Source organism: Pseudomonas sp. NPDC087342 (assembly GCF_044744265.1).
Classification (GTDB): domain Bacteria; phylum Pseudomonadota; class Gammaproteobacteria; order Pseudomonadales; family Pseudomonadaceae; genus Aquipseudomonas; species Aquipseudomonas nunensis.
The window spans coordinates 149,444-174,234 of record NZ_JBIUXZ010000009.1 but is presented as its reverse complement, the minus strand read 5'-3'; the positions used below and the strand labels follow the sequence as shown (position 1 = coordinate 174,234).

Genomic DNA, 24,791 nt, shown 5'->3' with positions numbered 1-24,791 from the left:
GCTCTGGCACTGCGTCCGTGTACGTTCAACGAGATGGCCATGGCGACCACTGCCACGCGCTTACGGGATTTATAGCTAGCTGAGTGGTTGCCACCCTTGGAACAAAGATAGAGATTGCTCGCGATCCTTAATCTGGGAGACCCAACATTCCAGGGTTAGGTAGGCCGCAGAAAATGGAGATTTGGCTAAGCTCGCAATAGGTTTATGAAGCTAGGTTGGTCAGGGAAGATCGTTATGGCATGTAATTTTGCCTCAATGACCATCCGCTAGAACTTCGGTGCATCGCCTGTGGCTTCCGCAATGGTGGCCAAAGCCTCCTCCATATCGGCGATGTTGTCTTGAAGCTTCTGAAAAACCAACAGGAAAGCGCCGTCCACATCCACGGTCTGGTGGCCACGAAGCGTACCTACTCTTTCATCCTCCATCTGCTGAAGAAGGTTGACGCTCTCTCGCAGAGCCAACAGCTGATCAAAGATGGCGCCGATTTGAGCTTGGCTTTGTGCACTCATTGATGCCACCCAAGCCTTGAATTGATCACCCTTCGATAGGACGTATCGATCTGAGCGGGCACCCGCCTAATGTAGTCCCGCGCGTGCTCCTGCGCATCTGCACTCAAACCAGCAAGATATGAAACGGCGTCATCAACAGTTGGGATCAAACCTTCAATGTCTTCGAACTTGGGCGGCAGTGCAGTCCAAATGACTGCGTCCAATTGGTGAAGGAGTGCCCATTCGGCGATTACTCCCACTGGGGAGCTACTGGTGGTAAAAACACCGATTCCATCCTCCCTGTCCTCTGGAATTTGCTCTCGGACACGCAAGGCCTCGCATGCCTCTTTAAGGTTTTCTACATGCAACACTGCCCAGAGAACGGTGCAAGGATGCGCATTCGCGCAGATCGCCGTCGCGAGCTCTCCACCATCACCGACTCGCGCAAATTCGATGGGCAAATCGGGCCCATCCAAAAACCATTTGCTTGCGAGCGGTAATGCTACGGGTTTCCAAATCAGGGATCCCCATCCTAGACATGCAATTACCATTGAAGAGTCCCTGTGGTTAGACACGCGCAGGCGGGATCGGAAAGCGAACTTCTGGTAAAACTGCCTTCTTTGATAAGGATCGAAAGTCTACTTCGCAGCCGCCCATTAATTTGGATTCGAATCAGCCTTTTGTTTTCCTAGGGTCGGCGGCACGAGGAAAGGTACGTTCCTCTTGAATCGTCCCATCCTCTTTGTGGATTTTCAGAGAGGCTGTTTTACCTTGCAGAAATTCGCTGGCTATTTCAGTGATTTCCGCTTTCGTAGGGGCCGTTTTGGAAGCACGTTGCGCGCCCTCTTTGACAAGCCCCCAAGCGCTTTCTTTTTTTGTGATGTGGTAGTTATCCATGGATCACCTCGACATGATTAATCAACAACAGCTAGAAGGTTGACCATTGTCGATCTGGAGAGTTTGAAAGGATTGGCGAAGAAACTAATACTGCCCTCGACTGCGTGTGCGGCCCTCCTCCACAAGGACGCCAACGAGCGGATCAACTGACCTAGGTGCGCTCCAGGCTAGCCTTAGCGTTTCGGTTTGCGATCCTTGGTGCCTTCTCTTCATCGTCGTAATGGCGGCAAAGAAATTCGCGGATCAAGACGGCAGTTCGTCTAGCGCTGGTCACCACAAAGAAGTGCCCCTCGCCCTTCAGAATGCGAAGTTCTGAACGTCGAATTGTGCGGCGCAGGATATGGGCGTTGTATGCCTGTATTAACGGATCGCAGTCGCCGGTTAGAACCAGCGTGCGTTGAGGCAGCCGGGACAACCGAAGCAGGCTTGTCCATCCGATCAAGGCTGCGAGCTGGAAATAGTAGGTTCGCGGATTAACAGAGAGCATGCCTTTCATCACACCGAACCGCAGCAGCGTGTGAATTGAATTGCCGGAGCTATCTTGATCGCGCATTTTGGCGTTTTTACTCGTACGGAAAAAATCCATAACGTCAGCAGGCTTCATCAACAGCACTGGGCCGGGAGAGGTTGCCGCGAGGATCAGCCTGCGTACCATGCTCGGGTAACGAAGAGCGAACTCTTGAGCCAATGCACCTCCCCAACTCACCCCGAACACATCGACTTGGTCGATTCCCAATTGCTGGAGCATCTCTGCAATCACGTCGGCATGGCGTGGCAGGCGAATGGGCCAACGGGGCATTTGCGACTTGCCGACCCCAGGCACGTCCAGCGTGATGGTCATGAAGTCGTCCAGTTCATCGCGCAGCGGATCGAAGGTACGAATCAAGCCACCCAGACCATTGAGCAAAAGCAGCGGCGAGCCCTGACCGCAGATCGAAACGTTCAACTGCAAGCCCAGCGTGGTTAGCCTGTGGTTTGTCATGATTTCTCCATGCTGCACGCAACCGGGAGTCATTGTAGGAGAGAGTTAGCAGGAGGGTCTGAAGAGTAATGCAGCTGCTTCCCTCATAAAAATCTCAATGGTTTTCGGCCCAATCCCTTCAAATTCCGATAGCCGCTTTTCGAAGGCGTTACGATCTGCGCTTGCCGCGACGATGTTGCTGACCTTGCCGTGATATTCAGCATTCATCTTGTTAGCCAACGCCAATAACCGCGACGCGGTGGTCTCGTCGTAACGGACGTAGTGAGCCTCACCAAGCATCATGACCAACTGGCGGTGAGTGCAGCTCGCCAACTCGTGCGGCGTATCCCGATGGTGTTTCACGACGATCACCTGGTACGCCTTGGCGGCAATCGGCCCCTGGATTCTTTTGCCCATCAGGAAACTGGCGATCAGCCATTTGAACAAACCGGGTTCGTTCGCACTTTGAAGGTCAATTTGTAAGTCATGTGCGCTGATGATTTTGCTCACTTGATCACCCTTCAAGCAATGTCTCAATGTAGACCCGGCGCTAGCGCGAATGATCCAACTGAGCGAGGCACCAATAAAGGAACCCTTCCTCTTGTGCGACGCCTAATGTTTGACCCCTAGGATTTGAGATAGACGAAATGCACATATCCAAGACAGTCCAAGTCATGGAATCGCTATCAGCCCACGATGCAAACCTTAAGCTTCGCGAAGGCTGGTCATTGATATCTGTGGTCGTCACAACCCACCCAAATGGTCAGCTTCATCCTTGCTACATTCTCGGCAAATCGAAAACCTCATCCAACCATCAGAAGCCCGATTGATTAGGGTGGCATCGACTTAGCGATTCACTTCGCTGAACTGTACCGGGGAAATAACTTGGTTTATCTGGATTGGGTTCAATGGCCAGCGATGGTTGTTACCGTTCTCGCCGCATGGCTAATCGGATCGCAGCGGCCAGGCCGGCGGATGATTGGGTTTATATGCTTCAGTGTGAGCAACGTGTTGTGGGTGATATGGGGATTCTACGCAGGCGCGTATGCATTGATCGTATTACAGGTTTGTCTATTCTTGATGAACCTTCGAGGGCTCAAGAAAAATTCGAAGGGTAAAGAAAACGAGCACTCTCAAGACTGACGTTGACCATCGAAATTCTTCTTAAAGCCGCGCGCATTCATCCCCAAAAGGATGCACTCAAGGAGGATCAGTGCGTAGGCATCAGCGTGAAGCCCCCAGATCACCCAAAGCGCATTACCGGTGATAAATCCCCAAAAGGCGATCATGCGCCTATACGCTCGTTGCGAACCGATGAACCAGGCTGAAGCTACCGTCACCACCATGGCTGGCCATTGCAGGTAATCGATGTACTCCAACTTGCTACCTCCGGCCCACAGCACTTTCAAAGAGAGACGCCGGCGCTAACCTGTGGATCGAGCGCAGGCAATCCCAATGACGCACCCAGACTCGCCAGATACTCCCCAAATCCTCCACGACATTTGTAATCCTTGCGGGCGCTGGTGATGACCGGATTCGTTGCTGTCCAAACGATATGAGCACCCACCCTCTTCAGATCAGCAACCAAATGGACGTCTTCATGCGCAGTGAGATGCTGGAACCCACCAGCGTTCCGGTAGGCCTCGGCACTCAGGCCAAGATTGGCGCCGTGGATGTGCCGGTGATTCTCGATGAACTGGTAACACTCCATGTACTTTGAGCGAACCAGATCCCCATGGTTACTCCAGCTATCCACCTCGACTGTCCCACAAACTGCATCAGCCTTGAACTCAACCTGCCGTGCCAACCAATCGTAGGGCACGACAGTGTCTGCATCGGTGAAGGCAAGCCACTTCGCGCCTGCGGCCAAGAGATGCTCTGCACCGGTTGCTCTCGCCTTACCCACGTTCTGAAAAGAAACCGTGATCCGTCCTACACTGTGTGCTGAAACGATCTGTTCGGTCTGATCAGAGCAATCATCTAAAACGACGATTATGGAGACTGGCTGGCCCGTCAATGCAGGATGCTCAGCGGCGAACAGAACAGATGTTAGGCACGCAGTGATGTGGTGCTCTTCATTGCGGGCAGGTATTACAACACCGATCATTAACGTCACCTCCGACTACCTGAGTTACTGGCTCCTGCAGTCGACCTACTTGCGCTCCATTAGGTTTAAAAAATTACGAGCTCGCCTACACAAGCGACCGCTAGTCATTTTCGTCGATTTCACTCTGAACTTACTTTCTTCGATCCTCCTCTCCCACTTACCATCCAGCTGAAGTAGGTAAGACGTTATGAGAGCACTCACCTATCACGGCGCGCACAGCGTCAAAGTCGACACGGTTCCCGATCCGGTTATCGAAGAAAGTGATGACATTATTCTTCGAGTTACCGCGACGGCGATATGCGGATCCGACCTCCATCTCTATCGAGGAAAGATTCCAACTGTCGAGCATGGCGATATCTTCGGGCATGAGTTCATGGGGATCGTCGAAGAGGCGGGATCTGCGGTCACCGCCGTACAACCAGGCGACCGCGTGGTAATTCCATTTGTAATCGCCTGCGGCAGCTGTTTCTTCTGCGCGATGGATCTGTTTGCGGCCTGCGAAACAACAAATACGGGGCGCGGAGCGATCATAAATAAAAAGGCGATACCACCAGGAGCCGCGCTGTTCGGCTTCAGTCATATGTACGGCGGTGTGCCTGGCGGGCAAGCCGAATACGTGCGCGTACCGAAAGCCAACACCGGGCCGTTCAAAGTGCCGGGGACGCTGTCGGATGAAAAGGTTCTTTTCCTTTCAGACATCCTTCCAACTGCTTATCAGGCTGTAACGAACGCAGGGATTGGTAACGGTTCAAGCATCGCCATCTACGGTGCAGGCCCCGTCGGATTGTTGAGCGCGGCGTGTGCAAGGATGCTCGGTGCCGACCAAATTTTTATGGTCGATCACCATCCTTACCGCTTGGCTTACGCGCAGAAAACATATGGTGTAATTCCGATCAACTTCGATGAGGACGACGATCCTGCAGATACGATCATTCGGCAAACCAAAGGAATGCGGGGAGTTGATGGCGTAGTGGATGCGGTTGGGTTTGAAGCAAAAGGTAGTACGACGGAAACCGTTCTCGCGACACTCAAGCTTGAGGGAAGTAGCGGTAAAGCTTTACGCCAGTGTATCGCTGCAGTCAGACGCGGGGGCGTTGTAAGCGTACCAGGCGTCTATTCTGGGTTCATTCATGGCTTCCTTTTCGGTGACGCTTTCGACAAGGGGCTGACCTTCAAAATGGGTCAAACCCATGTGCATCGCTTCCTACCTGAGCTCCTCGATCACATCGAGACAGGTCGTCTCTCACCGGAAGTCATCATCAGCCATCGCATGTCACTGGAACAGGCCGCCGAGGGATATAAGATTTTCGATAAAAAAGAGGAGGATTGCCGAAAGGTGATTCTGACTCCCGGAACAAATCATGTAGTTGAACCGGAGATCGATGCAAGCACGACCGCCATGACTAACTAGAGCTCATAGAGCATCAAGGATGAGACTCTCCGGGACTTCATCGGGGGTCTCGTCTTGGCGTTTGTGGTTAGTTTAAAGTGAAAGTCATCGCCTCCACGCGATCAGTCCGTCTCATGTTGTTTCATGACGCCTGACGAATTTCTACCAATCTAACGCCATCGATTGAACCCTACTCCGCTGGTTCAATGGCCCCTGCGTGACAGCAATCGCATCCTTAGAGACGGCATCAAGCAAGGAACCATCACTCCATGGCGTTGAACTCATCTGTCGTGGGTGTCGTCTAGCACACAAATGAAGCACAAAAATGATGCTTGAAATACTTGGCGTCAGAGGACATATCCATGACCAAGCGCGCACGTTTGAATTACTTAAACGACACCCTTTTCGGCCCCATCGCCAAAACTATTGATTGCGACGTACTCATCACTCCCATCACGCCAGGTGCCTTCCAGGTGCAGGTGCTATCCCCAGTACCTGATGATCTACACAAGGCTCACTCCTTGACCATGACTCTCTCTTCGGGAGAACGCTTGAACGGTACGGTGGCCCACGCCCGCACATTGGATAATGCTGATTTGGAGTTGCAGATCGATGTATGAAATTCCATTGCCACATCAGGGTTTCGGAGATCCTTGAATGAACAAACTGCGAGCTGAGACAGCTACCGTGCAAACCCTGATGTTTGAACGCAACCAATGGGTTCCCAACAACCCGCGCCTGCCGGTACTCATTTACCCCAACGCGATTGCAATTCAGGGCGATGACCCGGCTGCGCTGTTCGAGCAAACCTTCATCGCCAATGGCTGGCCATCACAATGGCGATATGGGATTTACAGCTACCACCACTACCATACCGAAGGTCATGAAGTGCTTGGCATCGCCAGCGGTCGAGCTCGACTGATGCTGGGCGGCCCGGGTGGTCATGTACTTGAAGTCACAGCAGGCGATGTGTTGCTACTGCCTGCCGGCACCGGCCATTGCAATTTAGATTCAAGTGAAGATTTTCTAGTCGTCGGTGCCTATCCGCCGGGCCAGCGTGCAGATATCTGCCGCGAACCCCCTACTAAGGCACAACTGGCGAACATCGACACGCTGTTGTTTCCCGACCAGGATCCAGTGCAAGGCTCGCAAGGCGCCCTACACCGGTATTGGGCTGGCCAAGGTTGAGATATTCCAGTCAATCACGAATGGCGCGAACCTTTCCGCTGAACACTCTGAAGCCGTAGGTGTTGTAGAGGAGCGTCACCGGGATCAGCACGGCGAACCCGACCAGCATAAAAAACTGACTGGTGGGACTTGAGGCTGCTTCTTGCAAGGTCAGGTTAGGCGGGACAATCAATGGAAAGAGTGCTGCGATCATCAATGCGAATGCAAAGATGAAAATCCCCAGCGCGGCGAATAGCGGCAGATATTGCCGGCGGCTTCGAAAGCTCAAGGTGAAGCTGATCAGCAATGCAGCGAGCAATATTGCCGCTGGCGACCAGACAAGCCTATTTGAAAACCGATGCACATATTGAGCATCCAGCGTCGCTGTCCAGATCACCAACACGGCCAAAAGTATCATGGTCACGATGGCCAACGCCTTTGCCTGCCGACCTGACCGATATTGCAGATCCTCTACAGTGCGCCAATACAGCCAGCACGCGCCTAACCATGTATAGCCCACGACAAGCACCGCGCCACAATACAACGGAAACAAGCCCAACCATTCCCAGCCGTTACCGCTGTACTGCCCGTCTTGATTAGGTACGCCTTGAACTAGCGTTCCCAACACAATTCCCTGAGTTGCCCCAGCTAGCAGTGAACCGATCAGCAGCAACCCATCGACCATGCGCTTCATACGATAGCTTTTCGAGTAATCGCGAAATTCCAGCGCGACCGCGCGAAGAATCAACGCCAGAAACATAGTGATAAACGGCCAATAAAGCGCCGGCAGCAGGACGGCATAAGCCAGCGGAAACAACGCCAGCAGACCGCCACCACCGAGCACTAGCCACGTTTCGTTAGCGTCCCAAATCGGAAGGATAGTCACCGCCATGGCACGTCGGTGCTTGCTGCAACGAGTAAGGCCCAGCAGCACCCCCACACCAAGATCAGTGCCATCCAACAGCACGTAGTTCAATACCGAAAACCCCAGCGCCGCAGCTGACAGTAGTGTTGTCCAGTCATTGTCCATCATCGATGTTCGCCCTCAGGATCACCCGTCTCGTCGGCCAAAGAGGGTTGAGGCCCAGGCTCGTCTTCGTGAGGTGGCTCCCGCAAAAGTCGCAGCAGTACCCAGAAACCCACGCCGAAGATCACCAGATAAAACGCCAAAATTGTCCACGTTGCTCCTACCACCTGCTGACGAGACACCGAAGACAGACTGTCAGCAGTTCGCATCAATCCATAGACAGTAAAGGGCTGACGGCCAACCTCTGTCACAACCCAACCACTTAGCATTGCCAGAAATCCAGCAGGCGCCATCAGCACACTCCCTCGGAGCATCCAACGCGCAGAGTACAAGCGATGCCGCCAGCGTAATACCAGACTGGTTAACCCCTGCCCCAGCATCAACAGCCCCAATCCGACCATGACACGGAAAGCGAAGAACACGGGTGGCACAGGTGGTATGTCCTCAGGCGGGAATTCATCAAGCGCTTTAATAGTGCCGCGCAGGTCGTGCCGCAAGTACAACGACGCTACGCGCGGAATCGCTACTTCCCAATGGTTGCGTCGCTCAGCCATATCTGGAATGGCGAATAAACGTAATGGTTCACCCTCTTCTTCCGCCGGTCGTGTCCAGGAAGCTTCGATGGCGGCAACCTTTTGCGGCTGAACTTTAAGGCTGTGCTCACCATGCAGATCGCCCACCAGTAGTTGCACAGGCGTCAGCAACGCAACCACCCACAACGCCATGGAATAGGCAAGCCGGGCTCGCGGGTTCTGTGGCACACGCAACAACTGCCAAGCGCTAACACCGGCTACCAGCGAGGCGCTGCCTATAATCGCGGCCAATGTCATATGCACAAGCCGGTAAGGGAACGAAGGATTGAAGATGATCTCCCACCAGTTTTCGGCAATAAAACGTCCACCGGCTCCAATTGAATAGCCGGCTGGTGTTTGCATCCAGGAGTTGGCTGACAGGATCCAAAACGCGCTGATCAAAGATCCAAGTGCGACAGCGCAGGTGGCGAAGAAATGCAGCCTAGGGCCCACCTTCTTCAACCCGAACAACATGATGCCGAGAAAACCCGCTTCCAAGAAAAATGCCGCCAGTACCTCGTAGAACATCAACGGCCCAAGAATGTCTCCCGCCTGGGTCGAGAGGCGTGCCCAATTCAATCCGAATTGGTACTCCAAAATCAGACCCGACGCTGTGCCTACCGCAACGTTGAACGCAAATACCTTTAGCCAGTAAAGGTAAACATCCAAGTAGATCCTTCGCCTGCGCCACAGCCACAGTGCCTCCAGCACCATGAGAAAATTCGCCAAGCCAATGGTGAAAGCCGCCAGCACGATGTGAAAGCTTATGGCAATCGCGAACTGGGCACGCGCTGCCATAAGCGCCGAATCAATCGCATCCATACAGCCCTCTAATGATTGGCCTGCATTTGCGGAAATTTTCGCAATGCAAGCTCGTAGCTTAGCTGCGCGAAGAGCCAAATGGATGCGTCGATACAGGCGTAGCACTTGTCCGAAAATATTGCCCGTTGACTCTTCCTGACTAATTGGCGGTCAAAAAATAGGGAAAATCGTTCTCACGCCGATTCTCGCTTCCTGGAACGTAAATTCACTTCATTTTTTTTCTTGCCGATTTTATAAAAAACATTATCGTTTCCATCGCACACGTCACTCTCGACGGAAGTTCGCTTGAGCGCTGTTTCAAGCTGCTCTCGAGCAAGAAACCAATAAAAAAGGTCAGCGTCCCCTGGGCAAGCATCCTTTACCCAGAGCGCATACGCTCTTTCGCGAATTACCGATTCATCAATCATCGTTTTCTCCTGCTTGGCTATCCTGGAGCTAGTTAGGAAAATTCGGCACCATGGATCAGCGCATCAAGCTCGCCAGAACTGAATCGAGCTTGAATTGATCATGATTTCTATCGAGGCTGGTCGACGAAATCTCGCCTTTGTCGACCAGCACTTTTGCTGATACCGTTTATTTAGAATCCATGGTCGATGCTTGATTACCACCTTGCTCCGCAATCTTGGTCAGTTTCTCGTCCGCACCTTTTTCTTCAGCAAGCGTTGCTGCTAATAAGGCTGCCGGGTCGTCGAGCTTTAGATGCTTGGCCATTGCTATCAGGGTGCCGTAGGCAGCAATTTCGTAGTGCTCCACCTTTTGCGCCGCACCAATCAATGCTGCGTCGAGGACAGCTCCCTTATCGATCTCTTCCAGCAGCTCTTTCGATTCTTCGACAAGTCCTTCCATGGCCACGCACTTCATGCGCTTCAGTTTGATACCGGTCAGCTCGACCAGTTGATCAATGCGCTCAATCTGCCCATGCGTCTCCTCTAGGTGCGCCGTAAACGCTTCTGCCAACAGTGGATTGGTCGCTGCTTTCGCCAAGCGCGGCAACGCTTTGGTGATTTGTTTTTCCGCACTGTAAACATCAGAGAGTTCATGGATAAACAAGTCTTCGACAGTTTTTCTAGCCATTTCTAAACTTCCTTCTGGTCAGTATTGGCGTCGCCTGGTGAGCGTCCGCATGGGATCGACATGCATGCAAAATTTGCCGTACATGAAGAATGACCAGCCTGATTTAAAAGGTGTTCCGAAAATTTTCAGGGTGACGGATAAAAGGCTCATCGCTAACCCAAAGCGGTATCCAGGAACATCATCACCCCAAAACCGAGCATCAGTCCTAAAGTCGCCGGGGTCTCATGACCGTTGCGATGAGTCTCCGGAATGACCTCATGAGACACCACGAAAATCATGGCTCCTGCTGCCAAGCCGAGCGCAATGGGATAGCCCAATGCAAAGCTGCTGGAAATGCCTAATCCAACAACGGCGCCAATGGGTTCCATCAATCCTGAACCCACCGCGATAAGCGCTGCACGAAGCGCTGAGATGCCTGTCACACGTAACGCCAGTGCGACAGCTAAGCCTTCGGGAATATCTTGAATAGCGATAGCTGTAGTTAGCGGGAGCCCAACCTTCATGTCGCCGTTTGCGAAGCTCACACCAATGGCCATGCCTTCCGGCAAGTTATGCAGTGTGATTGCCAGGACGAATAACCAAACACGATTGATGCGCTGCGCGTCCGGCCCCCTGCGTCCGCTTTTCTCATGTTCGTGTGGGACGAAACGATCAAGACCGACCATCAGCGCTACGCCCAACCCCAATCCCGCAACAACTACGCATGCTGCAAGTAACTGGTTGCCGCAAAGCGCCTGAGCTGCTTCGATACCAGGAAGAATGAGTGAGAAGGAACTGGCGGCCAGCATCATGCCGGCGGCGAAGCCAAGCATGATGTCTAGTGTACGAGCGGTGATATTCCGTAACGCGATTGCCGCGACAGCTCCAAAAGCTGTGGCGGCAAAGCCCGAAAGGCCACCCAAAAAAGCAAAGTAGAGATTTGCCTTGTTGGTGCCGACGAATGCGCCATAGCCGCTTATCAACAGAAAGACTGTAACGCCAATCAGAATTGACCAAAAGGCTCGCCCACCCCACCCGGAGTCCGAGAACCGGGCAAATAAGGAGCGAAGTGGCGCGCCTGATGAGGTCAATGGCTCGGGCATGGCAACCTCCTATTTTCTTGACTTCGTCTTCTCAGCGAATCCGGATAGCGACCGTAAGAACTGCCTGGATACACGCTGGGCGTCACGTTCAAAAGCGACGCTGGTGAAGTAGAACATCTCAGGAAGAGTTAGATTTTGATGCGCCGATTTTTTGATAACCATGGTTTAAGTCCCCTTGAATCAGATTAAAAACCGCACGCCAGATGGCGTGCGGTCACTACTCAAGGTTGTGGTTCACCTTGTACCCCAGCCCCCAAATCCGCACCCGTGATTGGGTTGCTGTCTGGGTCAGACATCGTCCTGGCTTTCATATCCATGAGCAGTTTCTCGTCCTCAGCGCTCAATTGCACAGAAGCGGTGCCGTCCCCACCATCCACAGCGGGTGCCGGCTCTTCCACGAAGTCCCAATCGTCCCCTTCGTTCCAAGGGCCGCGAGTGCTGCCTTCGCCCTGTGACATATTGAAGTAGACGTTGGTGAACTCCGGCATACCCGGCAGTTTGCCCTGGGGGAAATTTGGCTGGATGGCGTGCAATGCTTTTTCGAAAGATAATTGGTGGGCGATTTCACGCGTCATCAGAAATCCCAGGGCCTCCTTCACACCCGGATCGTCAGTGACATTCATCAAACGTTCGTAGACGATCTTTGCTCTGGCCTCGGCGGCAATATTGGAGCGCATGTCTGCAGTGGGTTCGCCGATGGTATCGACGTAAGCCGCCGACCAGGGAACGCCTGCGGAGTTAGTCAAGGGAGCGCCGGCGCCGTACAACAGACTTGTGATATGGGAATCGTTGCCAGCGCCATTAATGGCGCGATACAGCTCACCTTCTTCCTCGATACCTTCAGCCATACGACCCTTGGCTCCCTTATTCAACATCACGATGATCGAGCCGACGATCTCAAGGTGACTGAGCTCCTCGGTGGCGATATCCATCAGGAGATCCTTCCTGCCAGGATCATCTTCTGCCAATGCTTGCGTGAAGTAGCGTGACGCTGCCGCAAGTTCCCCTTGGGCTCCCCCGAATTGCTCCAGTAGAAGATTGGCCAACCCAGGATTGGGCTGAGCAACGCGCACGGTGTATTGAAGTCGTTTGTTATGTAGGAACATGACATTCTCCTCAGACAAATCAGATCTACAGTCCACTCGGTGAGAGACCGAATGACCCACATTTATCTGAAGTAAATGTGCTGAAGATAATTTCAAAAAACTTTCGCGCTATCGACCAACGGACGCTGGTTACCCTTTACTGTGTTCAGGCGACGAAGGCCCTTCTTTGATCCCACGAGGCCCTGCAACACCCCACACGATCAACCCAATCACGGGGAAGACTATGAGGCCGATAGCCCAACCTGCTTTGACTCCCACCGTTTTGTCGCTGCGAAACACGCTGACAATTGCCCAGAGATCAACGAGCAAAATCATCACCGCGACGGCAATCGCGAAATAGCTGGTAGCTTCCGACATGACTACGTCCTCCTCAGACTGATAATGCTTAGGCCCCTCGCATTTAGGGATGTTCAAGTAAATTTCGCCAACACATATCGAATCCAGCGCGTCAGTCTTCCTGAGCAATAACGGAGATTTTGCCGTTGCGCTCAAGGATAGCGAACTTGATCTCCTCCAGCTTCTCGATGCCTTGACTGGAACGCGCAGCCTCCATTACATCCGCTTCTAACAATCGCGCACGGCGAAGACGCTCGTGTAGAAGTTTTCCGTTCTCAACGATGATTGTCGGCTCGCCATCAATCAGCCGTGAGAGCCACCTCGAGCGCTGCTTGAGCAGAGATAAGCCAACATCGATGGCGACTAGGCTGACGATGACAATCAATGAATTGGTGAGCGAAAAATCATCGCCCAGCAGGGCTTGTTGAGTTGCCTCACCGATCATCAACAACAGTACGAAATCGAATGTGGTCAACTCTGCCAATGAGCGCCGGCCAGCGATTTTGAAGAGCACCATGAGCGCCAGATACATGGCACTCGCACGTAGTACCGAATCCATAAATCACCTAAGGGAAAATGAACTGTTCAAGGTTTACGCCGTTGGTGCCCGGTGAAGCAATTCGACTTCGAAAGAAGCCAAGGCCATCCCCGCGCAAGGTGATGTACAGCGTCGCTTGACCATCGAGGTCGGTCTGAAGCCAGAGCTTAATGCCCTGTGAAGAGCTTCTTGAACGCAGAGGTTCAGGTTGCAGGGTCTCGATACTGAATGCCTCCAGCAACTGACCTGCCAACTCCAGTTCCACTGCCGTGTTGGGCGTTGCGTTCACACTGATTTTCATGGGGTTGGTAGATCCATTGCGATGGAACATTTCATATTCCACCTCGATCTTGCCATCGTCACTGCGCACATCTCTTGAACTGATCAACCCTCTGGAGAACACCCCCATCAGTCCAAGCACCACGACTAACACCAACACGTACCAGCCAACTCGCTCGAATCGCCAAACCTTCAACTGATAGGCCATGTCTTCGCTTACGGGATAACTCCGGCTGCGCAATTCCGGATGGTCGAGATCATCGCTCATCAGAGTTCACCTTTCTCACCCTGCAGGACACGCTCATGGAAATGCGCCAACCACTGCAAAGCATACTCGGTGGCCTGTTTCTGCACTTCACAGCGTCCGCCTGAAAATCGGTGCTGGTGACTGAACACGTGACACTCATCAGTTGTTTGAAAGGCCCAGGCAAAGCAGATTGTGCCAGCAGGGATACCGTCTACGTCGTCCGGGCCCAGAATCCCGGTCGTAGCAATAGCTGCATGGGCGGTGCTGTCTCGCAATGCCCCTGTCGCCATTTCCCGAGCAACCTCCACGCTGGTTAGGTTGAATGTTTCAATGGTCTGCGGGTTGACATGTAATAGGCGCTGTTTCGCCTGAGGCGAATACACCACGTACCCACACTCGATGAAATTACCGCTGCCTTCGACCTCGGATAACAGCGTCACAATTTTACCGGCGGTACACGACTCCGCCGTGGTCAGCACCAAATCATTGTCGCGAAGGTATTGAACAGTGTCGGCGGCGATAGACATAATCTGAATGACCTCAGTGATAGTCCTCACCAGCGACCGCACGCAGATACGCCACGTCCGCAGCCCTTCGTAAATCGCGCCATTCGGCCAGAGTTAACATACCCAAGCGATCCATCTCATCAGAGAGGCGCAATAGCTCGTCGTGATAAGCGTCTGGGCAGTCCATGCGAAGTTCTCTATTTTCCAACGCACAATGCCAACCATCCAAGGCTTGTAATCTCAAATCCTGCTCAGGCGTCAGTTGGTTCTTGAAAGCATTCATTTCACTCACCCCCGATGCTTTCCCGGTTGAGCAACCGATCTCGATTTAGGTTCAAAAATTTTCAGAAAGAAGTGTTTTACAAAACTGATCAAAACGAAAGGAGGCCTTGCGGTAGGCCTTCCGTTTGACGCTCGTTAGGAAGTCCGTAGTTCGCGAGAGACGCCGGCACTTATCGTGACGGGGATTTCGCGGCGCTTCAGTCCATGCTCTACGTCGCTCTACGTCCGCTTGAGGATTTGAATCGAGTGTTCGATTTATCGGCTTACCAGTTATCGACATCCTGCCATTCAGTCATCTCGATGGAACATTGCGCCAAGTCGCATCCTCTATCGCAACACCAGCGAATCTGAGGGCTTCATCATGATAGACCCAGCAACCGGTATGAAGGCGGGCGAGCGCTACATTGTAGAAAGTCTTGAACGCACACGACATTTCCCAGGCTTCTTCCTTGACGGGAAATATTATCTTGGCCCCGAATTGATGACGGCCATAGGTTGGCTGGAAGGTCAGCAGTTTTATTACGATGAGCTTGACCCCACGGGTGAGCCGGTTTTTCCCAATCGACTTGCCGGCACGGTCGAAGACCTCACCCTCATTCTCGCAGACGGTGCGCGTTTACCTTTAAACGAAATGCCCTACGAAGCAGAGATCGATCCCTCTGACATTCCGATCAGTCGGAATCCATCGTCATCGGGACATCGCCCTACTTCAACAAGCGATCAACTCGGAGTTGAGGGCGTCCGGATGTCAGGTAAACATCCCTATCCAATACTCCTAGCGGCGGGCGCTGCGCTATTACTGGGAATACTGTTTGGGGTCAAACAAGCCAAACGCCTTCCTATTCGAAAGCTGAGGTAGTCGTCCTCCGTGAATTCCCTAGAGAAGCGCCCTTGGAAAGATCGGCGGTGAGAAAATGCATCCTGTGACCCCTGACGGTCGTTACTTCGTTGTCAAAGGGCAGCTGTGGCGCTGTTCAAACCCGTCATTGGAAGAGGACGTGCGCCAGCGTCTTGTCGATGAGCTCATGGCAGCTCGACGCGAGGTGAAGAGAGCAAAGGATTCGGAAGACGAATCGCAGATGAGGCGCGCACGGGAAAAGGTACAAGTGGCCAAAGTAGCGCTTGGTGAGCGGGGCCCTGTTTGGTGGGCTGATGGCAGTCCTGATTTCAATAGATTCCGGGTCACTAACTCCCCTTATGCTGAATGGTTCAGCTCGCTCCATGAGTCCGATTAACCTTCGGCGCCAGGTGAATATTCACTAAGCTCTGCCGGGTAATAAAAAGACGTTCAAGTGCCCTTTTTGTACTTAAACCAAAATCTGCTCGCGCTAAAACCTCGTCGGAAAAGCGGAAGCAAGGCAAAGGAACCTCAGCGCCATTCATGCTCTGCGGCTGCTGCATTTCGAAATTTGCGAAAGACGGAACGACTCAGACCATGTGCTTTCGAAAAATTGAGCGCTTCAAATTTAGAGGGTCGAGGAGAAATCTCATGACTGAAAAAAGCTCCGATTCATCAAAAAAAAGCAAAGCACTGGAGGATTCTGCTCTCGTCTCAGAGGTGTCAGAAACAGGCTTAACAGATGACGAACGCGTCGTTAGGGAAGATGAGTTTCTTGGCGACGAACCACGTGCGGAACCCGGCCCAGCCGACTTGGAAAGACTTAAGGATTAACTTCAGCTCCCTTGGTATTCGATGCGACCAATATTTCCAATACGCGACATCTACTACCTGAAATTTGCTTAATGGAGGTGTCATGTATGCGCCCGCAAACCTCATTCATTTTTGATCTAGATGGCACGTTGACTGATAGCGTTTACCAGAATGTTTTCGCGTGGAAAACTGCGCTCGATTCAGAAGACATACCGTTAGCCATGTGGCGAATTCACAGAAAGATAGGTATGAGCGGTGGGCTGATGCTCAAGATGTTAGCCCGTGAGACCGGCCTGGAAATCAAACCCGACCAGGCAAAAAGGTTGAGCGATAAACATGATAAAGCCTACAAAGATCTGCAGGGCCAGATTACCGCTCTCCCTGGCGCTGTAGAGCTTCTCGATACTCTAAACCACGATCAGCTCAAGTGGTGTATTGCGACCAGCGGTGGCATGGACACTGCGGCGATAAATCTGAAGGCATTGGGCTTGGATATAGCGGAGGTCAATCTCATCACCCGTGATGACGTCAAGTATGGCAAGCCCGATCCCGACCTTTTCCTCGCCGCTGCAAGCAAACTCAATGTACCCATCGAAGATTGCCTGGTGATCGGCGACGCCATCTGGGACATGCTTGCCGCACGACGCTGTAAGGCCACCGGTATAGGGCTGCTTTCAGGTGGTTACGACACAGGAGAGCTTGAACGTGCAGGTGCACTCCGAGTCTATGAGGATCCTCTTGCACTGCTGAAGCACCTTGACGAGATAGCTTCCCGTCCGTGAGCCATCGATAGGCAAGCGCCTTGAATTTATATGCTTCCCCCTGTCAGCGGAGACGTTCCCGCGTGCAGTCATGCCAGACGATTGATCGATAGACAGGGGAAGCGCTTACAAGATTAGCTAGGCTCGACTGGCGTGTGCAGTGCCACTCTTGCACAGGCAAAAAGCAGCATGCCTATCACGATCAAGCCTCCTCCTCGCATCCATGTCTCCAGACTTTGCTGACTGAGCAGTACCAGGCAGGAAACGATAGCAAGTACAGGAACCCACGTCGGCACCCGAAAGTGATTTTCCGCAACCTTGTCACGGCGCAGGATTAACACTGACAAATTAGTGCTGAGAAATACAAACAGCAGGAGCAGGACGACGGTTTCGGCCAATGTAGCTAGCGTTCCCGTCAGCGTGAGTGCGATTGCTACGAGGGTGGTGGCGATGACCGCGACCCAGGGGGTGCGTCGCTGAGGCAGTACCTTGCTCAAGACGTTCGGCAAAAGCCCTAGACAGGCCATGCCATAAGTAAGGCGACTCGCCATTATCATGGTTAACAGCGCGCCGTTGGCCACCGCGATCAATGCAATGAAGGCGAAGACGCGAGGCGGAATGTTTAAACCTGACGCCCGAACCACTTCAAGAAGAGGAGCCGAGGTTGCAATCAGTTTTTCCATGGGCAGTACGGAAGATGCCGCGACGCCGACAGCCATGTAGACGACTCCGGCGGTTAGCAATGCGGCAAATAATGCGCGCGGGTAAACATTTCGTACGTCTCGAATCTCTTCAGCGAGATTGGCGGATGTTTCGAATCCTACAAAAGAATAGAAGGCGATCAATGCCGCGCCCAAAACGGCTAACATCGGGCTGATCCCCGGCTTGAACTCCAGGCTGCGACCCAAATCCGCTTCGCCTGTACGGAAATACCATGCAGCGGCAACGACGACCACAAGAAGACCTGACAGCTCAATGACTGTCATCACCAGGTTGGCGCCCAAAGACTCTTTAATTCCCCTCGCATTTAGTAGCGCGATAACGAGAAGGAATATTAATGCTGCGATGTGAGGCGGTACATGGATGAACGCCGCTAGGTAATCTCCCGCAAACGCCAGCGATAACCCCGCCGCGCTTGTGACAGCTGCCGATAGCATGCAAAAGCCAACGAGAAAAGAAATGAGCGGAGACCGGAACGCCTTCTCTGCGAAAACCGACGCGGCGCCCGCGTGAGGATATTTTGTCACCAACTCTGCGTAGGAACCGGCAGTAAGCATCGCGAAAAACAGAGCGATTAGCAGGGGCACCCATATTGCGCCACCTACCTCGCCCGCAATTGTCCCAGCAAGAGCATAAACGCCCGCCCCGAGAACATCGCCGAGAATGAATAGAAAAAGCATCGGGGCGGTAACGGCGCGGCGCAGCGAGGTCTTGGGGGTCAAGGTCTTCACGTTCAACTTCCTGGCTTGAGGTTGCGAGAGCCGATTACCGAGGTGGAAGCTAGGCGGCTTCACTCTCAAGCAATGGAAATTCGCGCATCACTAAAGTTCACATATCTTGCCAAAGTGACGAGTAGAAGGTGTCGCCCGTATGAGCGCGGTGAAATTACGAGCAATGTCAGATATCGTCTATCTCTTCGCTAATTTCGAATTCGCCCCATGCGCCCAAGTAAATCCTCTTACACGGCATTTTAGTGATGAAGCCTTGCTCCAGAAGCAGGCTAGGCATATCCCTCATCAGCCTAGATATCCCACCACGTTCCGTCGTCGGCGGCATCAGTTTTTCGACGAGTAAATCCAAGTCGAAGTCCTGCGTTGCAACAAATGGCCCGGCGCGGTCGAACTGTTCAAACACACCTGATGCTACACAGATGACTTCCCCGGCTTTCACGATCATAACAATACCTTGAGGTTTTTCAGGAGGCTTCGCTCGCGACAAAAAGCGAACAAGATCATCACTGAAGTGACCGTGGCGTGGGATGGTGATGTCCCTGTGAAAGGCGCAGAAATGCCCGCAGGCTCTTACGCCCATTGCCTCTCTGGAACGTAGAGATGACGTACCTGGAGTTCACAGTGGTTAGTACCCAAAATCGGCCCTCGCGCTCCGCCTTAATGACGTCAGAAGTCCGGATCAGGTGACCGTCGCCGAACCGGCCATATTGGTCTTTACGGTTGTGACCAAACACGACGCCTAATCCAGCACGAGCCTTTATGGATACTCCGCAGAGATAGGCTGTTATCGGTTTGTCGAAGCCTTGCGCTTGTGCTCTTAGAATTCGTGCGAGATCGAAATCTGTATGTCGTTTTCCATGGAAATTCACATCCAAAGTGTTCAGCATAATTGCGCTCCTTTCGCAGCCCGTATGGCGTTGCCAGGAAATCCACACGGAACCATCCGCGCTGGTAGCGTGCAAGAATCCTGGTATGTCTTAGGCTGATCGAATCATGTTCACGTGATAGATCGGACGAAGGTTGTTCAGTACATCGCTACTAAAGCCAGGTTGGTGGGAGCTGTGATATTTGGAGCCTGTCTCGACCTCCAGCAGGCAGACAACACACTCGTGTTGGTCTTCGCCAAGCGTCACCTTCGTCAGTGTCTCCATGCGCCAAGCTCCCGTGCCATTCATGTGGCCGGGAGTGACTACTTGTACCTCTGTAATGATCGTCTCAGCGTCTTGGGAAATCAGGAGTTGCTGAAGTCGAGGTTCGCTGTCGACCATCAGAACCGCCTCTGAAATTCCACCCTGGGTTTTGGCCTGAACAGTTACGTGATACCAGTGATTACGAAGCACTTTGGATACCTGATGCCATTGGTACTGACCTTCACCGAACATGCCCGGCAGGCCGAGCATGTCGGAGTCGTGTGTTCTAAACATCGTATGTCCTTAGCCTGAATGGGTTCCGATACAGAGCGCAGTTAGAAGAGGGATAAAACGTCTTTCAGGCTTGCGGGTTGTTCGTGGCCAGGGCCAATCAATACGTAAACAGAGTTTCTGGTCTCGAACGCAACACTGTCGTGGAGACCGGTGCACATGCTTGATCGAACCCAATCACCCCGTTCGAAACGACCTTGGCTGTCCTCGGCCACGTTGTGAGCAAACAGGATCATCGGGAGCTGGCCTGCTGCATGACACTTGAAGAGGTCGTCGCGTGTGACTTCAATGCGAAATATTGTCCAGTCGCGAACTAGGCAGTAAGGCTTTTTAGGGAATCGTTCGACTGCTAAAGCTCGAGCTTCGGAAGTACCCTCCAGGCCTTCAAGGGGCGTTCTTGGCCCTTTCATAAAATCGGGCTCTCGGACGCTAGCCATAGGGTTCACCTCAATTAATAACCCGGAAATTGACAATTCAATCCCGCTTGTTTGCGCTTGCCCCGCGCAAAGAGTCGCTCCGCACGCCAGTTGCGTTGGCTTGGAGACGTCATTCGGATCACGGGAAGCCAGCCTGAAAGTGCCGGTCGCACCATAATGCGGATGATAGTCCGTGTTATGGTTCGCCGCAATATGGCCTCATCCTCGATTTGCTTGGGGAAATGTCATGGAGGCCGCAGAAGCCCTTGCTGTAGTAGTACGAGCACTGCGTAGAAGAAAGGGTTTCGCGCAGGAAAACCTGATCACAATTGACCGTTCCTACTGGGGCCGGATAGAGCGTGGTGAAGTTAACATCACGATTGATGTGCTCATTCGTCTTGCAGCGCTAATGGAAGTTGAGCCGGCCTCACTCATTCTCATGGCTACGTCCCTGCAATCTAATGAGCCGTTCGGGGAGGGCCTTAAACGCGTTTCCAAACAGATGAACAGAATTAGAAAAGAAAGTGTTGATCAGGAAATGGAGTCAATGGCACGAGCCGGAAAACTACCGCCTGGTCGACCCGTCCGATCCGATGCGGCGCGAAAGGCAGCGGAAGCTAATCGTTTGAGCAGCGCGGGCGTGTCTGTGTCAGAAATCGCAGAGAGACTGGAGCTGTCGAGATCGACTGTGCGCAGATATCTACAAACATCCACGCCCGAGCGACCTTGACTTCGAGTGACCTTTAGCACATCCCGAGTCATAGGAAGGCTTCCTGTGGAGAATTGCGGAGAGCACCTCGGCCCATCGGATCTCCATCAAGTTGTGGGCGCGTCATGGACGGATGTCCGGTCGACCGGTGGTAAAACAGAGGGTATCTGGACGGCAACCTCGGTCGTGATGATGTGTTGAGTATTCTGAGGATTGCTCAGGCCACTTCGGGCGCGATTGTTCCCTATAGGCCGGTTGAGCGAGGCGAATCGTTATCTATTCCGTTCATGCTGAGCACCTCGCGAATAGTGAAAATGGCCTTTCGCGTTCTCACCACAGAGCAACACCGCGACTTGCTCCGACGTGCGTGCCTTCTATTTCCTACTCCGCTCGACCCGATTGGCCAATAAAGACTGCTGATCAATGCGCCTTCTCAGGGTAGCCCGTCCAACGGATTGCTTTTGGTGAACATGCTAGCGATGATACGAGCATCAAGGAGAGCGTGATGCGGAAGCGGAACCCCGTCGCTTGTGGCATCTAGTGTGGTTGCGTCAGTGGGGTAATTCCGAACGTTCTGCGGCCATTTTCCGTCGTCATATGCGAGTTCGCAGAAAAGCTCCCAGTCGTACTGTGGAGCGTCTGTGACGATCACCAGGACGTCGTCGAACGAGGCTAGGAACTCGAGAAGCGCTGACCTTGCCTCAATGGTGGGTCGTACATAGCTACCACCCCACAGCTGTGGAAGCACGGTTTCCTTTACGAAATCACTGCAGTCTTCTTCTTGCCAAGCATCGAGCAATTCCACGTAGAATTCGTGCCCATCCTCAGCGACTAGCGCCAGCGATATCAGCTTCGCTGCCGCCGAGAGCTCGGTAAATTCGCAATCAAGAAAGACCATCATGTTGCTGGAACTCCGTTATGACTAGGCCTCGCCTAGATATGGTGCAGGAAGGTCAGCTGTGGGAAATGGCTCTCAAGCATTTTGGCTCAGGCGGGCTCCTCAAGGTAGTCATAGAAATGTGGAGTCACGTTGCTCCTCCGCCCAAGCCAGTCGTGGAATACCTGTCCACCAAACAGGTGAGTCAAGAAATCCTGAATATACTGAAAATTGCCCAGGAGCGAGTGGGTGCATTCGTTCCGGATCGGACACCGGTTCCAGACACCGTAACGCTGTACTCCCGGCACGCCAGTGACCTAGCGGACAGGCTCATCACTCTATTACCGAAGGCGCAGCTTTCGCGAGCCTGGAGGGGTTCCTGTCTAGAAATAGAGTTAGGTATCTGAATTCTGATCATGCTCCACGGCGTACCTTCGCGTTGCCACGCCTGTAGAATTTGTTGAGCTAATTGCTCCTACATTGAGATGTTTTATGAACGCTGATTTAACTGAAGAAGAAATGCGTCGCGCCTTGTTTGGTGAGGCTCAGCAGGAAGCGCAGGTTCCTGCTCCTCCGGTGCAGGAGCCTGCGCCGGAGGTTGTTTTTACCAAGCCGATAGCAACTCCTGCAGCCAAGAAAAAAGCGGCGAAAGCGTTTACGCCCCGGCTGCGGGTCACGCTCCGGGTTGGGAACGAGTTTGAGGGGAAGATGCACGAGCTGATCCATGAGGCAGACACGCTGAGTTCGTTGCTTGCTGAGCAAGATGCTGTGAGGGCTGCCAGGCACAAGTACAAGTACGTGGAAGTGGTATCGGTTAAATCGATGTAGAGGCTCTAGCTAACCGAATAAGGCGAATGGTAGCGCCCATAACATCTTCATATTTCGACCATGTCCAAGGCTGATCCAAAAAGGGTAATGTTCAACTTTCGAATCAGGGACGACCTACATGGCTTTGAAAATCCGTACGGCGGCAGTAGCAGATGCAGAAGCCATCCAGCGCATTTATGCCCCCATAGTTTCGAACACGGCGATCTCATTCGAAGAAACCCCGCCAAGCGTTGAGGAAATCTCCCAGCGAATAGCGACGACACTTCAGGCATATCCCTACCTGGTGGCCGAAGAAGGTGGGGAGATCAAGGGCTACGCCTATGCCAGCCAGCACCGCGCACGTCCGGCCTACCGATGGGCCGTTGACGTAACGGTGTACATAGCCGAATCGGCTCGCCGTCAGGGTATTGGCCGTGAACTCTATGAGACCTTGCTTCCGATCCTTGAAAAACAGTGCTTTCGCGCAGCTTATGCCGGAATCGCGCAGCCCAATGAAGGCAGTGTGGGGCTGCACGAGTCGCTGGGATTCGTCCATATCGGCACATATCCGGAGGTTGGCTTCAAGCTTGGGAAATGGCACGACGTCGGCTACTGGCGGCTCGGGCTGTGCCAAGTAACTCCTCCATTGGAGCCTATTCTCTTTCCCGAGCTTGAAGTCGTATCACAGTAGGCGCACTCGATTGCGTCGCGAGCGATCAGGCTTCGCTTGTGAGATAGCTTTGGACTTGGTTGACTACATCTCGAGCGGTACGGGTCACTCCGATCAATGTAGCGGAGGCTAGCCCCGTCCAATCGCCGTAGCCCACCAGCCACAGATTAGGTGAAGCAACACTCCGGTTTTCATTAACGGCGACTTTGCCGTCATCGCCAACGATACCCAGGTTGCTCAGGTGGTCGAGCGCTGGAGAAAATCCAGTACACCAGATGACGGCATCTATCTTCGTCTCGGCCCCCGATGGCCACACAACACCTGTTGAGGTGAAATGCGTAAATGGCCGCACCGTGTTCAGCACGCCGCGTTCGCGAGCTTCCTTTACCGGTGGCACCATCACAATGTCTCCCAGCCCTCCAACGGGCTGTTGAGGCTCCATCCCTTCTTGTTGCGCCTTCAATCTAGCAGTGGCCCGCTCGAACAGGACGCGGCCATCGACCTCATCTGGAAGATACTTTGGCGCTTGCTGAGTCACCCAAGTTGCGTGAGCCACTTTCGAAACTTCGGCGTAAATCTGGGCACCCGAGTTACCACCGCCGACGACCAGCACTGTTTTTCCCTCGAACTCACTCGGCCCAACGTAATGAGCGGAATGGATCTGCTGCCCCTCGAAAAGCTCCTTTCGTGGATAGGTTGGAATAACCGGACTGCTCCACGTGCCTGTTGCACTAATGACCGCTTTGGCATCCCAGAAGGTATTCCCGGAAAAAACGCGCAACCCGCCTTCGATGTTCTCGACATGGGTCACCCGCGTGGAACGGATGATGGGGAAGTCATATCGGCGTTCGTACTGAGTTAGATAGTCGACAACATCGTCCCGCCCAGGAGTCCCCTCGGATACTGCTGGCATGGGCCAGCCGGCAATTGAGCTCCAAGCAGACGGCGAGAATAGTCTCAGAGAATCCCACCCATGCCGCCAGGCCCCTCCCGGTGCCGACTCGGCGTCGAGTAATACGTAGGAAAGGCCTGTACGCCTCAAAAAATAGGCTACGGTGAGCGCGGATTGGCCACCGCCAATGACCACTACATCAAATTTCGAGTTTTGATTCACCAGCATCTCTCCAGGCCCATCTGCTTTACATCG

At 53.1% G+C, this 24,791-nt stretch carries 35 protein-coding genes; 11 read left to right on the top strand and 24 right to left on the bottom strand.

Annotated features, from left to right (window positions below):
* Positions 1-266: 266 nt before the first annotated feature.
* The 4 genes from ACIOYV_RS19800 to ACIOYV_RS19785 all read right to left on the bottom strand — a co-directional run bounded on the left by ACIOYV_RS19800 (position 267) and on the right by ACIOYV_RS19785 (position 2,856).
* A complete protein-coding gene (locus ACIOYV_RS19800) occupies positions 267-509 on the bottom strand; it encodes a hypothetical protein (protein ID WP_210700579.1) in 243 nt (80 codons plus the stop codon).
* 651 nt (positions 510-1,160) lie between these two features.
* A complete protein-coding gene (locus ACIOYV_RS19795) occupies positions 1,161-1,385 on the bottom strand; it encodes a DUF2188 domain-containing protein (protein WP_401326253.1) in 225 nt (74 codons plus the stop codon).
* A 151-nt stretch (positions 1,386-1,536) separates the two neighbouring features.
* The gene (locus ACIOYV_RS19790; RefSeq protein WP_401326250.1) at positions 1,537-2,367 is read right to left on the bottom strand and encodes an alpha/beta fold hydrolase; all 831 of its coding nucleotides are present in this window, start codon (positions 2,365-2,367) and stop codon (positions 1,537-1,539) included.
* 45 nt (positions 2,368-2,412) lie between these two features.
* Entirely contained in the window at positions 2,413-2,856 is a 444-nt protein-coding gene (locus ACIOYV_RS19785; protein ID WP_401326247.1) for a DNA methylase, read from the bottom strand.
* 408 nt (positions 2,857-3,264) lie between these two features.
* On the opposite strand from ACIOYV_RS19785, the gene ACIOYV_RS19780 reads away from it, so the two are divergent.
* Positions 3,265-3,489 carry a hypothetical protein gene (locus tag ACIOYV_RS19780; protein WP_401326321.1) on the top strand — a complete coding sequence of 75 codons (225 nt, stop codon included), beginning with the start codon at positions 3,265-3,267 and terminating at the stop codon, positions 3,487-3,489.
* Here the strand turns inward: ACIOYV_RS19780 and ACIOYV_RS19775 are convergent.
* Positions 3,480-3,725, bottom strand: coding sequence for a hypothetical protein (locus tag ACIOYV_RS19775; RefSeq protein ID WP_401326245.1), 246 nt, complete (start codon positions 3,723-3,725; stop codon positions 3,480-3,482). The two genes, ACIOYV_RS19780 and ACIOYV_RS19775, sit on opposite strands and share 10 nt — an antisense overlap.
* Before the next feature lie 26 nt (positions 3,726-3,751).
* A complete protein-coding gene (locus ACIOYV_RS19770; RefSeq protein ID WP_401326242.1) occupies positions 3,752-4,453 on the bottom strand; it encodes a glycosyltransferase in 702 nt (233 codons plus the stop codon).
* A gap of 187 nt (positions 4,454-4,640) precedes the next feature.
* On the opposite strand from ACIOYV_RS19770, the gene ACIOYV_RS19765 reads away from it, so the two are divergent.
* The 3 genes from ACIOYV_RS19765 (at position 4,641) to ACIOYV_RS19755 (ending at position 7,031) form a co-directional block, all read left to right on the top strand.
* Positions 4,641-5,864, top strand: coding sequence for a zinc-dependent alcohol dehydrogenase (locus ACIOYV_RS19765; protein ID WP_093543579.1), 1,224 nt, complete (start codon positions 4,641-4,643; stop codon positions 5,862-5,864).
* A gap of 341 nt (positions 5,865-6,205) precedes the next feature.
* A complete protein-coding gene (locus ACIOYV_RS19760) occupies positions 6,206-6,463 on the top strand; it encodes a hypothetical protein (protein WP_093543576.1) in 258 nt (85 codons plus the stop codon).
* A gap of 37 nt (positions 6,464-6,500) precedes the next feature.
* On the top strand, positions 6,501-7,031 hold the full coding sequence (locus ACIOYV_RS19755; RefSeq protein WP_093543574.1) for a cupin: 531 nt from the start codon (positions 6,501-6,503) through the stop codon (positions 7,029-7,031).
* Between the two features lie 10 nt (positions 7,032-7,041).
* Here the strand turns inward: ACIOYV_RS19755 and cydB are convergent, their stop codons facing one another.
* The 11 genes from cydB to ACIOYV_RS19700 all read right to left on the bottom strand — a co-directional run bounded on the left by cydB (position 7,042) and on the right by ACIOYV_RS19700 (position 14,882).
* Positions 7,042-8,043 (bottom strand): cytochrome d ubiquinol oxidase subunit II, encoded by a 1,002-nt coding sequence (cydB, locus tag ACIOYV_RS19750; RefSeq protein WP_401326238.1) that lies wholly within the window; start codon positions 8,041-8,043, stop codon positions 7,042-7,044.
* Entirely contained in the window at positions 8,040-9,431 is a 1,392-nt protein-coding gene (locus ACIOYV_RS19745; RefSeq protein ID WP_401326235.1) for a cytochrome ubiquinol oxidase subunit I, read from the bottom strand. Before ACIOYV_RS19745 ends, cydB begins: the two co-directional genes overlap by 4 nt.
* A 173-nt stretch (positions 9,432-9,604) precedes the next feature.
* Positions 9,605-9,838, bottom strand: coding sequence for a DUF2934 domain-containing protein (locus ACIOYV_RS19740; protein WP_401326232.1), 234 nt, complete (start codon positions 9,836-9,838; stop codon positions 9,605-9,607).
* A 166-nt stretch (positions 9,839-10,004) separates the two neighbouring features.
* The gene (locus tag ACIOYV_RS19735) at positions 10,005-10,505 is read right to left on the bottom strand and encodes a ferritin-like domain-containing protein (RefSeq protein ID WP_093543565.1); all 501 of its coding nucleotides are present in this window, start codon (positions 10,503-10,505) and stop codon (positions 10,005-10,007) included.
* Positions 10,506-10,657: 152 nt separating this feature from the next.
* A complete protein-coding gene (locus ACIOYV_RS19730; RefSeq protein ID WP_401326229.1) occupies positions 10,658-11,587 on the bottom strand; it encodes a ZIP family metal transporter in 930 nt (309 codons plus the stop codon).
* Positions 11,588-11,808: 221 nt separating this feature from the next.
* A complete protein-coding gene (locus ACIOYV_RS19725; protein ID WP_401326226.1) occupies positions 11,809-12,693 on the bottom strand; it encodes a manganese catalase family protein in 885 nt (294 codons plus the stop codon).
* 129 nt (positions 12,694-12,822) lie between these two features.
* Positions 12,823-13,050 (bottom strand): PLD nuclease N-terminal domain-containing protein, encoded by a 228-nt coding sequence (locus ACIOYV_RS19720; protein WP_093543558.1) that lies wholly within the window; start codon positions 13,048-13,050, stop codon positions 12,823-12,825.
* Between the two features lie 91 nt (positions 13,051-13,141).
* Positions 13,142-13,588, bottom strand: coding sequence for a DUF421 domain-containing protein (locus tag ACIOYV_RS19715; protein WP_093543555.1), 447 nt, complete (start codon positions 13,586-13,588; stop codon positions 13,142-13,144).
* A gap of 7 nt (positions 13,589-13,595) precedes the next feature.
* On the bottom strand, positions 13,596-14,114 hold the full coding sequence (locus tag ACIOYV_RS19710; RefSeq protein ID WP_401326223.1) for a hypothetical protein: 519 nt from the start codon (positions 14,112-14,114) through the stop codon (positions 13,596-13,598).
* The gene (locus tag ACIOYV_RS19705) at positions 14,114-14,620 is read right to left on the bottom strand and encodes a CinA family protein (RefSeq protein WP_093543550.1); all 507 of its coding nucleotides are present in this window, start codon (positions 14,618-14,620) and stop codon (positions 14,114-14,116) included. The genes ACIOYV_RS19710 and ACIOYV_RS19705 overlap by 1 nt, the downstream gene beginning before the upstream one ends.
* Positions 14,621-14,633: 13 nt before the next feature.
* Positions 14,634-14,882, bottom strand: a complete 249-nt coding sequence (locus ACIOYV_RS19700) for a hypothetical protein (RefSeq protein ID WP_093543547.1) — start codon at positions 14,880-14,882, stop codon at positions 14,634-14,636.
* 360 nt (positions 14,883-15,242) lie between these two features.
* On the opposite strand from ACIOYV_RS19700, the gene ACIOYV_RS19695 reads away from it, so the two are divergent.
* From ACIOYV_RS19695 to ACIOYV_RS19680, 4 genes are all read left to right on the top strand, one after another.
* A complete protein-coding gene (locus ACIOYV_RS19695; protein WP_401326219.1) occupies positions 15,243-15,740 on the top strand; it encodes a short chain dehydrogenase in 498 nt (165 codons plus the stop codon).
* A gap of 55 nt (positions 15,741-15,795) precedes the next feature.
* Positions 15,796-16,116 (top strand): hypothetical protein, encoded by a 321-nt coding sequence (locus tag ACIOYV_RS19690; RefSeq protein WP_401326216.1) that lies wholly within the window; start codon positions 15,796-15,798, stop codon positions 16,114-16,116.
* Positions 16,117-16,370: 254 nt separating this feature from the next.
* On the top strand, positions 16,371-16,553 hold the full coding sequence (locus ACIOYV_RS19685; protein ID WP_093543540.1) for a hypothetical protein: 183 nt from the start codon (positions 16,371-16,373) through the stop codon (positions 16,551-16,553).
* Between the two features lie 86 nt (positions 16,554-16,639).
* Entirely contained in the window at positions 16,640-17,314 is a 675-nt protein-coding gene (locus ACIOYV_RS19680; RefSeq protein ID WP_401326213.1) for an HAD family hydrolase, read from the top strand.
* 113 nt (positions 17,315-17,427) lie between these two features.
* On the opposite strand, the gene ACIOYV_RS19675 is transcribed toward ACIOYV_RS19680, so the two are convergent.
* From ACIOYV_RS19675 to ACIOYV_RS19655, 5 genes are all read right to left on the bottom strand, one after another.
* Positions 17,428-18,693: an APC family permease gene (locus ACIOYV_RS19675; protein WP_401326318.1), complete on the bottom strand. Its 1,266-nt coding sequence runs from the start codon at positions 18,691-18,693 to the stop codon at positions 17,428-17,430.
* Positions 18,694-18,910: 217 nt separating this feature from the next.
* Complete coding sequence (locus ACIOYV_RS19670) at positions 18,911-19,324, bottom strand: hypothetical protein (protein WP_401326327.1); 414 nt, start codon at positions 19,322-19,324, stop codon at positions 18,911-18,913.
* Positions 19,248-19,631 (bottom strand): hypothetical protein, encoded by a 384-nt coding sequence (locus tag ACIOYV_RS19665; protein ID WP_401326210.1) that lies wholly within the window; start codon positions 19,629-19,631, stop codon positions 19,248-19,250. Before ACIOYV_RS19665 ends, ACIOYV_RS19670 begins: the two co-directional genes overlap by 77 nt.
* Before the next feature lie 90 nt (positions 19,632-19,721).
* Entirely contained in the window at positions 19,722-20,144 is a 423-nt protein-coding gene (locus ACIOYV_RS19660; protein WP_401326207.1) for a hypothetical protein, read from the bottom strand.
* Between the two features lie 65 nt (positions 20,145-20,209).
* The gene (locus ACIOYV_RS19655) at positions 20,210-20,575 is read right to left on the bottom strand and encodes a DUF6957 family protein (RefSeq protein WP_401326315.1); all 366 of its coding nucleotides are present in this window, start codon (positions 20,573-20,575) and stop codon (positions 20,210-20,212) included.
* Positions 20,576-20,828: 253 nt separating this feature from the next.
* On the opposite strand from ACIOYV_RS19655, the gene ACIOYV_RS19650 reads away from it, so the two are divergent.
* A complete protein-coding gene (locus ACIOYV_RS19650; protein ID WP_401326205.1) occupies positions 20,829-21,311 on the top strand; it encodes a helix-turn-helix domain-containing protein in 483 nt (160 codons plus the stop codon).
* 412 nt (positions 21,312-21,723) lie between these two features.
* Here the strand turns inward: ACIOYV_RS19650 and ACIOYV_RS19645 are convergent, their stop codons facing one another.
* The gene (locus ACIOYV_RS19645; protein ID WP_401326202.1) at positions 21,724-22,191 is read right to left on the bottom strand and encodes a hypothetical protein; all 468 of its coding nucleotides are present in this window, start codon (positions 22,189-22,191) and stop codon (positions 21,724-21,726) included.
* 468 nt (positions 22,192-22,659) lie between these two features.
* Here ACIOYV_RS19645 and ACIOYV_RS19640 point away from each other — a divergent pair, with 468 nt between their 5' ends.
* A complete protein-coding gene (locus tag ACIOYV_RS19640; RefSeq protein ID WP_401326199.1) occupies positions 22,660-22,995 on the top strand; it encodes a hypothetical protein in 336 nt (111 codons plus the stop codon).
* A gap of 118 nt (positions 22,996-23,113) precedes the next feature.
* Positions 23,114-23,665, top strand: a complete 552-nt coding sequence (locus ACIOYV_RS19635; RefSeq protein ID WP_401326196.1) for an arsinothricin resistance N-acetyltransferase ArsN1 family B — start codon at positions 23,114-23,116, stop codon at positions 23,663-23,665.
* 25 nt (positions 23,666-23,690) lie between these two features.
* Here ACIOYV_RS19635 and ACIOYV_RS19630 read toward each other — a convergent pair whose 3' ends face one another.
* Positions 23,691-24,764 carry an ArsO family NAD(P)H-dependent flavin-containing monooxygenase gene (locus ACIOYV_RS19630; protein WP_401326193.1) on the bottom strand — a complete coding sequence of 358 codons (1,074 nt, stop codon included), beginning with the start codon at positions 24,762-24,764 and terminating at the stop codon, positions 23,691-23,693.
* Positions 24,765-24,791: the final 27 nt, after the last annotated feature.

Coding starts and splice junctions, on each gene's coding strand:
- ACIOYV_RS19800 (WP_210700579.1), bottom strand. CDS start 509: ATGAGTGCACAAAGCCAAGCTCAAATCGGCGCCATCTTTGATCAGCTG.
- ACIOYV_RS19795 (WP_401326253.1), bottom strand. CDS start 1,385: ATGGATAACTACCACATCACAAAAAAAGAAAGCGCTTGGGGGCTTGTC.
- ACIOYV_RS19790 (WP_401326250.1), bottom strand. CDS start 2,367: ATGACAAACCACAGGCTAACCACGCTGGGCTTGCAGTTGAACGTTTCG.
- ACIOYV_RS19780 (WP_401326321.1), top strand. CDS start 3,265: ATGGTTGTTACCGTTCTCGCCGCATGGCTAATCGGATCGCAGCGGCCA.
- ACIOYV_RS19770 (WP_401326242.1), bottom strand. CDS start 4,453: ATGATCGGTGTTGTAATACCTGCCCGCAATGAAGAGCACCACATCACT.
- ACIOYV_RS19765 (WP_093543579.1), top strand. CDS start 4,641: ATGAGAGCACTCACCTATCACGGCGCGCACAGCGTCAAAGTCGACACG.
- ACIOYV_RS19760 (WP_093543576.1), top strand. CDS start 6,206: ATGACCAAGCGCGCACGTTTGAATTACTTAAACGACACCCTTTTCGGC.
- ACIOYV_RS19755 (WP_093543574.1), top strand. CDS start 6,501: ATGAACAAACTGCGAGCTGAGACAGCTACCGTGCAAACCCTGATGTTT.
- cydB (WP_401326238.1), bottom strand. CDS start 8,043: ATGATGGACAATGACTGGACAACACTACTGTCAGCTGCGGCGCTGGGG.
- ACIOYV_RS19745 (WP_401326235.1), bottom strand. CDS start 9,431: ATGGATGCGATTGATTCGGCGCTTATGGCAGCGCGTGCCCAGTTCGCG.
- ACIOYV_RS19740 (WP_401326232.1), bottom strand. CDS start 9,838: ATGATTGATGAATCGGTAATTCGCGAAAGAGCGTATGCGCTCTGGGTA.
- ACIOYV_RS19735 (WP_093543565.1), bottom strand. CDS start 10,505: ATGGCTAGAAAAACTGTCGAAGACTTGTTTATCCATGAACTCTCTGAT.
- ACIOYV_RS19730 (WP_401326229.1), bottom strand. CDS start 11,587: ATGCCCGAGCCATTGACCTCATCAGGCGCGCCACTTCGCTCCTTATTT.
- ACIOYV_RS19725 (WP_401326226.1), bottom strand. CDS start 12,693: ATGTTCCTACATAACAAACGACTTCAATACACCGTGCGCGTTGCTCAG.
- ACIOYV_RS19720 (WP_093543558.1), bottom strand. CDS start 13,050: ATGTCGGAAGCTACCAGCTATTTCGCGATTGCCGTCGCGGTGATGATT.
- ACIOYV_RS19715 (WP_093543555.1), bottom strand. CDS start 13,588: ATGGATTCGGTACTACGTGCGAGTGCCATGTATCTGGCGCTCATGGTG.
- ACIOYV_RS19710 (WP_401326223.1), bottom strand. CDS start 14,114: ATGAGCGATGATCTCGACCATCCGGAATTGCGCAGCCGGAGTTATCCC.
- ACIOYV_RS19705 (WP_093543550.1), bottom strand. CDS start 14,620: ATGTCTATCGCCGCCGACACTGTTCAATACCTTCGCGACAATGATTTG.
- ACIOYV_RS19700 (WP_093543547.1), bottom strand. CDS start 14,882: ATGAATGCTTTCAAGAACCAACTGACGCCTGAGCAGGATTTGAGATTA.
- ACIOYV_RS19695 (WP_401326219.1), top strand. CDS start 15,243: ATGATAGACCCAGCAACCGGTATGAAGGCGGGCGAGCGCTACATTGTA.
- ACIOYV_RS19690 (WP_401326216.1), top strand. CDS start 15,796: ATGCATCCTGTGACCCCTGACGGTCGTTACTTCGTTGTCAAAGGGCAG.
- ACIOYV_RS19685 (WP_093543540.1), top strand. CDS start 16,371: ATGACTGAAAAAAGCTCCGATTCATCAAAAAAAAGCAAAGCACTGGAG.
- ACIOYV_RS19680 (WP_401326213.1), top strand. CDS start 16,640: ATGCGCCCGCAAACCTCATTCATTTTTGATCTAGATGGCACGTTGACT.
- ACIOYV_RS19675 (WP_401326318.1), bottom strand. CDS start 18,693: ATGCTTTTTCTATTCATTCTCGGCGATGTTCTCGGGGCGGGCGTTTAT.
- ACIOYV_RS19670 (WP_401326327.1), bottom strand. CDS start 19,324: ATGGGCGTAAGAGCCTGCGGGCATTTCTGCGCCTTTCACAGGGACATC.
- ACIOYV_RS19665 (WP_401326210.1), bottom strand. CDS start 19,631: ATGCTGAACACTTTGGATGTGAATTTCCATGGAAAACGACATACAGAT.
- ACIOYV_RS19660 (WP_401326207.1), bottom strand. CDS start 20,144: ATGCTCGGCCTGCCGGGCATGTTCGGTGAAGGTCAGTACCAATGGCAT.
- ACIOYV_RS19655 (WP_401326315.1), bottom strand. CDS start 20,575: ATGAAAGGGCCAAGAACGCCCCTTGAAGGCCTGGAGGGTACTTCCGAA.
- ACIOYV_RS19650 (WP_401326205.1), top strand. CDS start 20,829: ATGGAGGCCGCAGAAGCCCTTGCTGTAGTAGTACGAGCACTGCGTAGA.
- ACIOYV_RS19645 (WP_401326202.1), bottom strand. CDS start 22,191: ATGATGGTCTTTCTTGATTGCGAATTTACCGAGCTCTCGGCGGCAGCG.
- ACIOYV_RS19640 (WP_401326199.1), top strand. CDS start 22,660: ATGAACGCTGATTTAACTGAAGAAGAAATGCGTCGCGCCTTGTTTGGT.
- ACIOYV_RS19635 (WP_401326196.1), top strand. CDS start 23,114: ATGGCTTTGAAAATCCGTACGGCGGCAGTAGCAGATGCAGAAGCCATC.
- ACIOYV_RS19630 (WP_401326193.1), bottom strand. CDS start 24,764: ATGCTGGTGAATCAAAACTCGAAATTTGATGTAGTGGTCATTGGCGGT.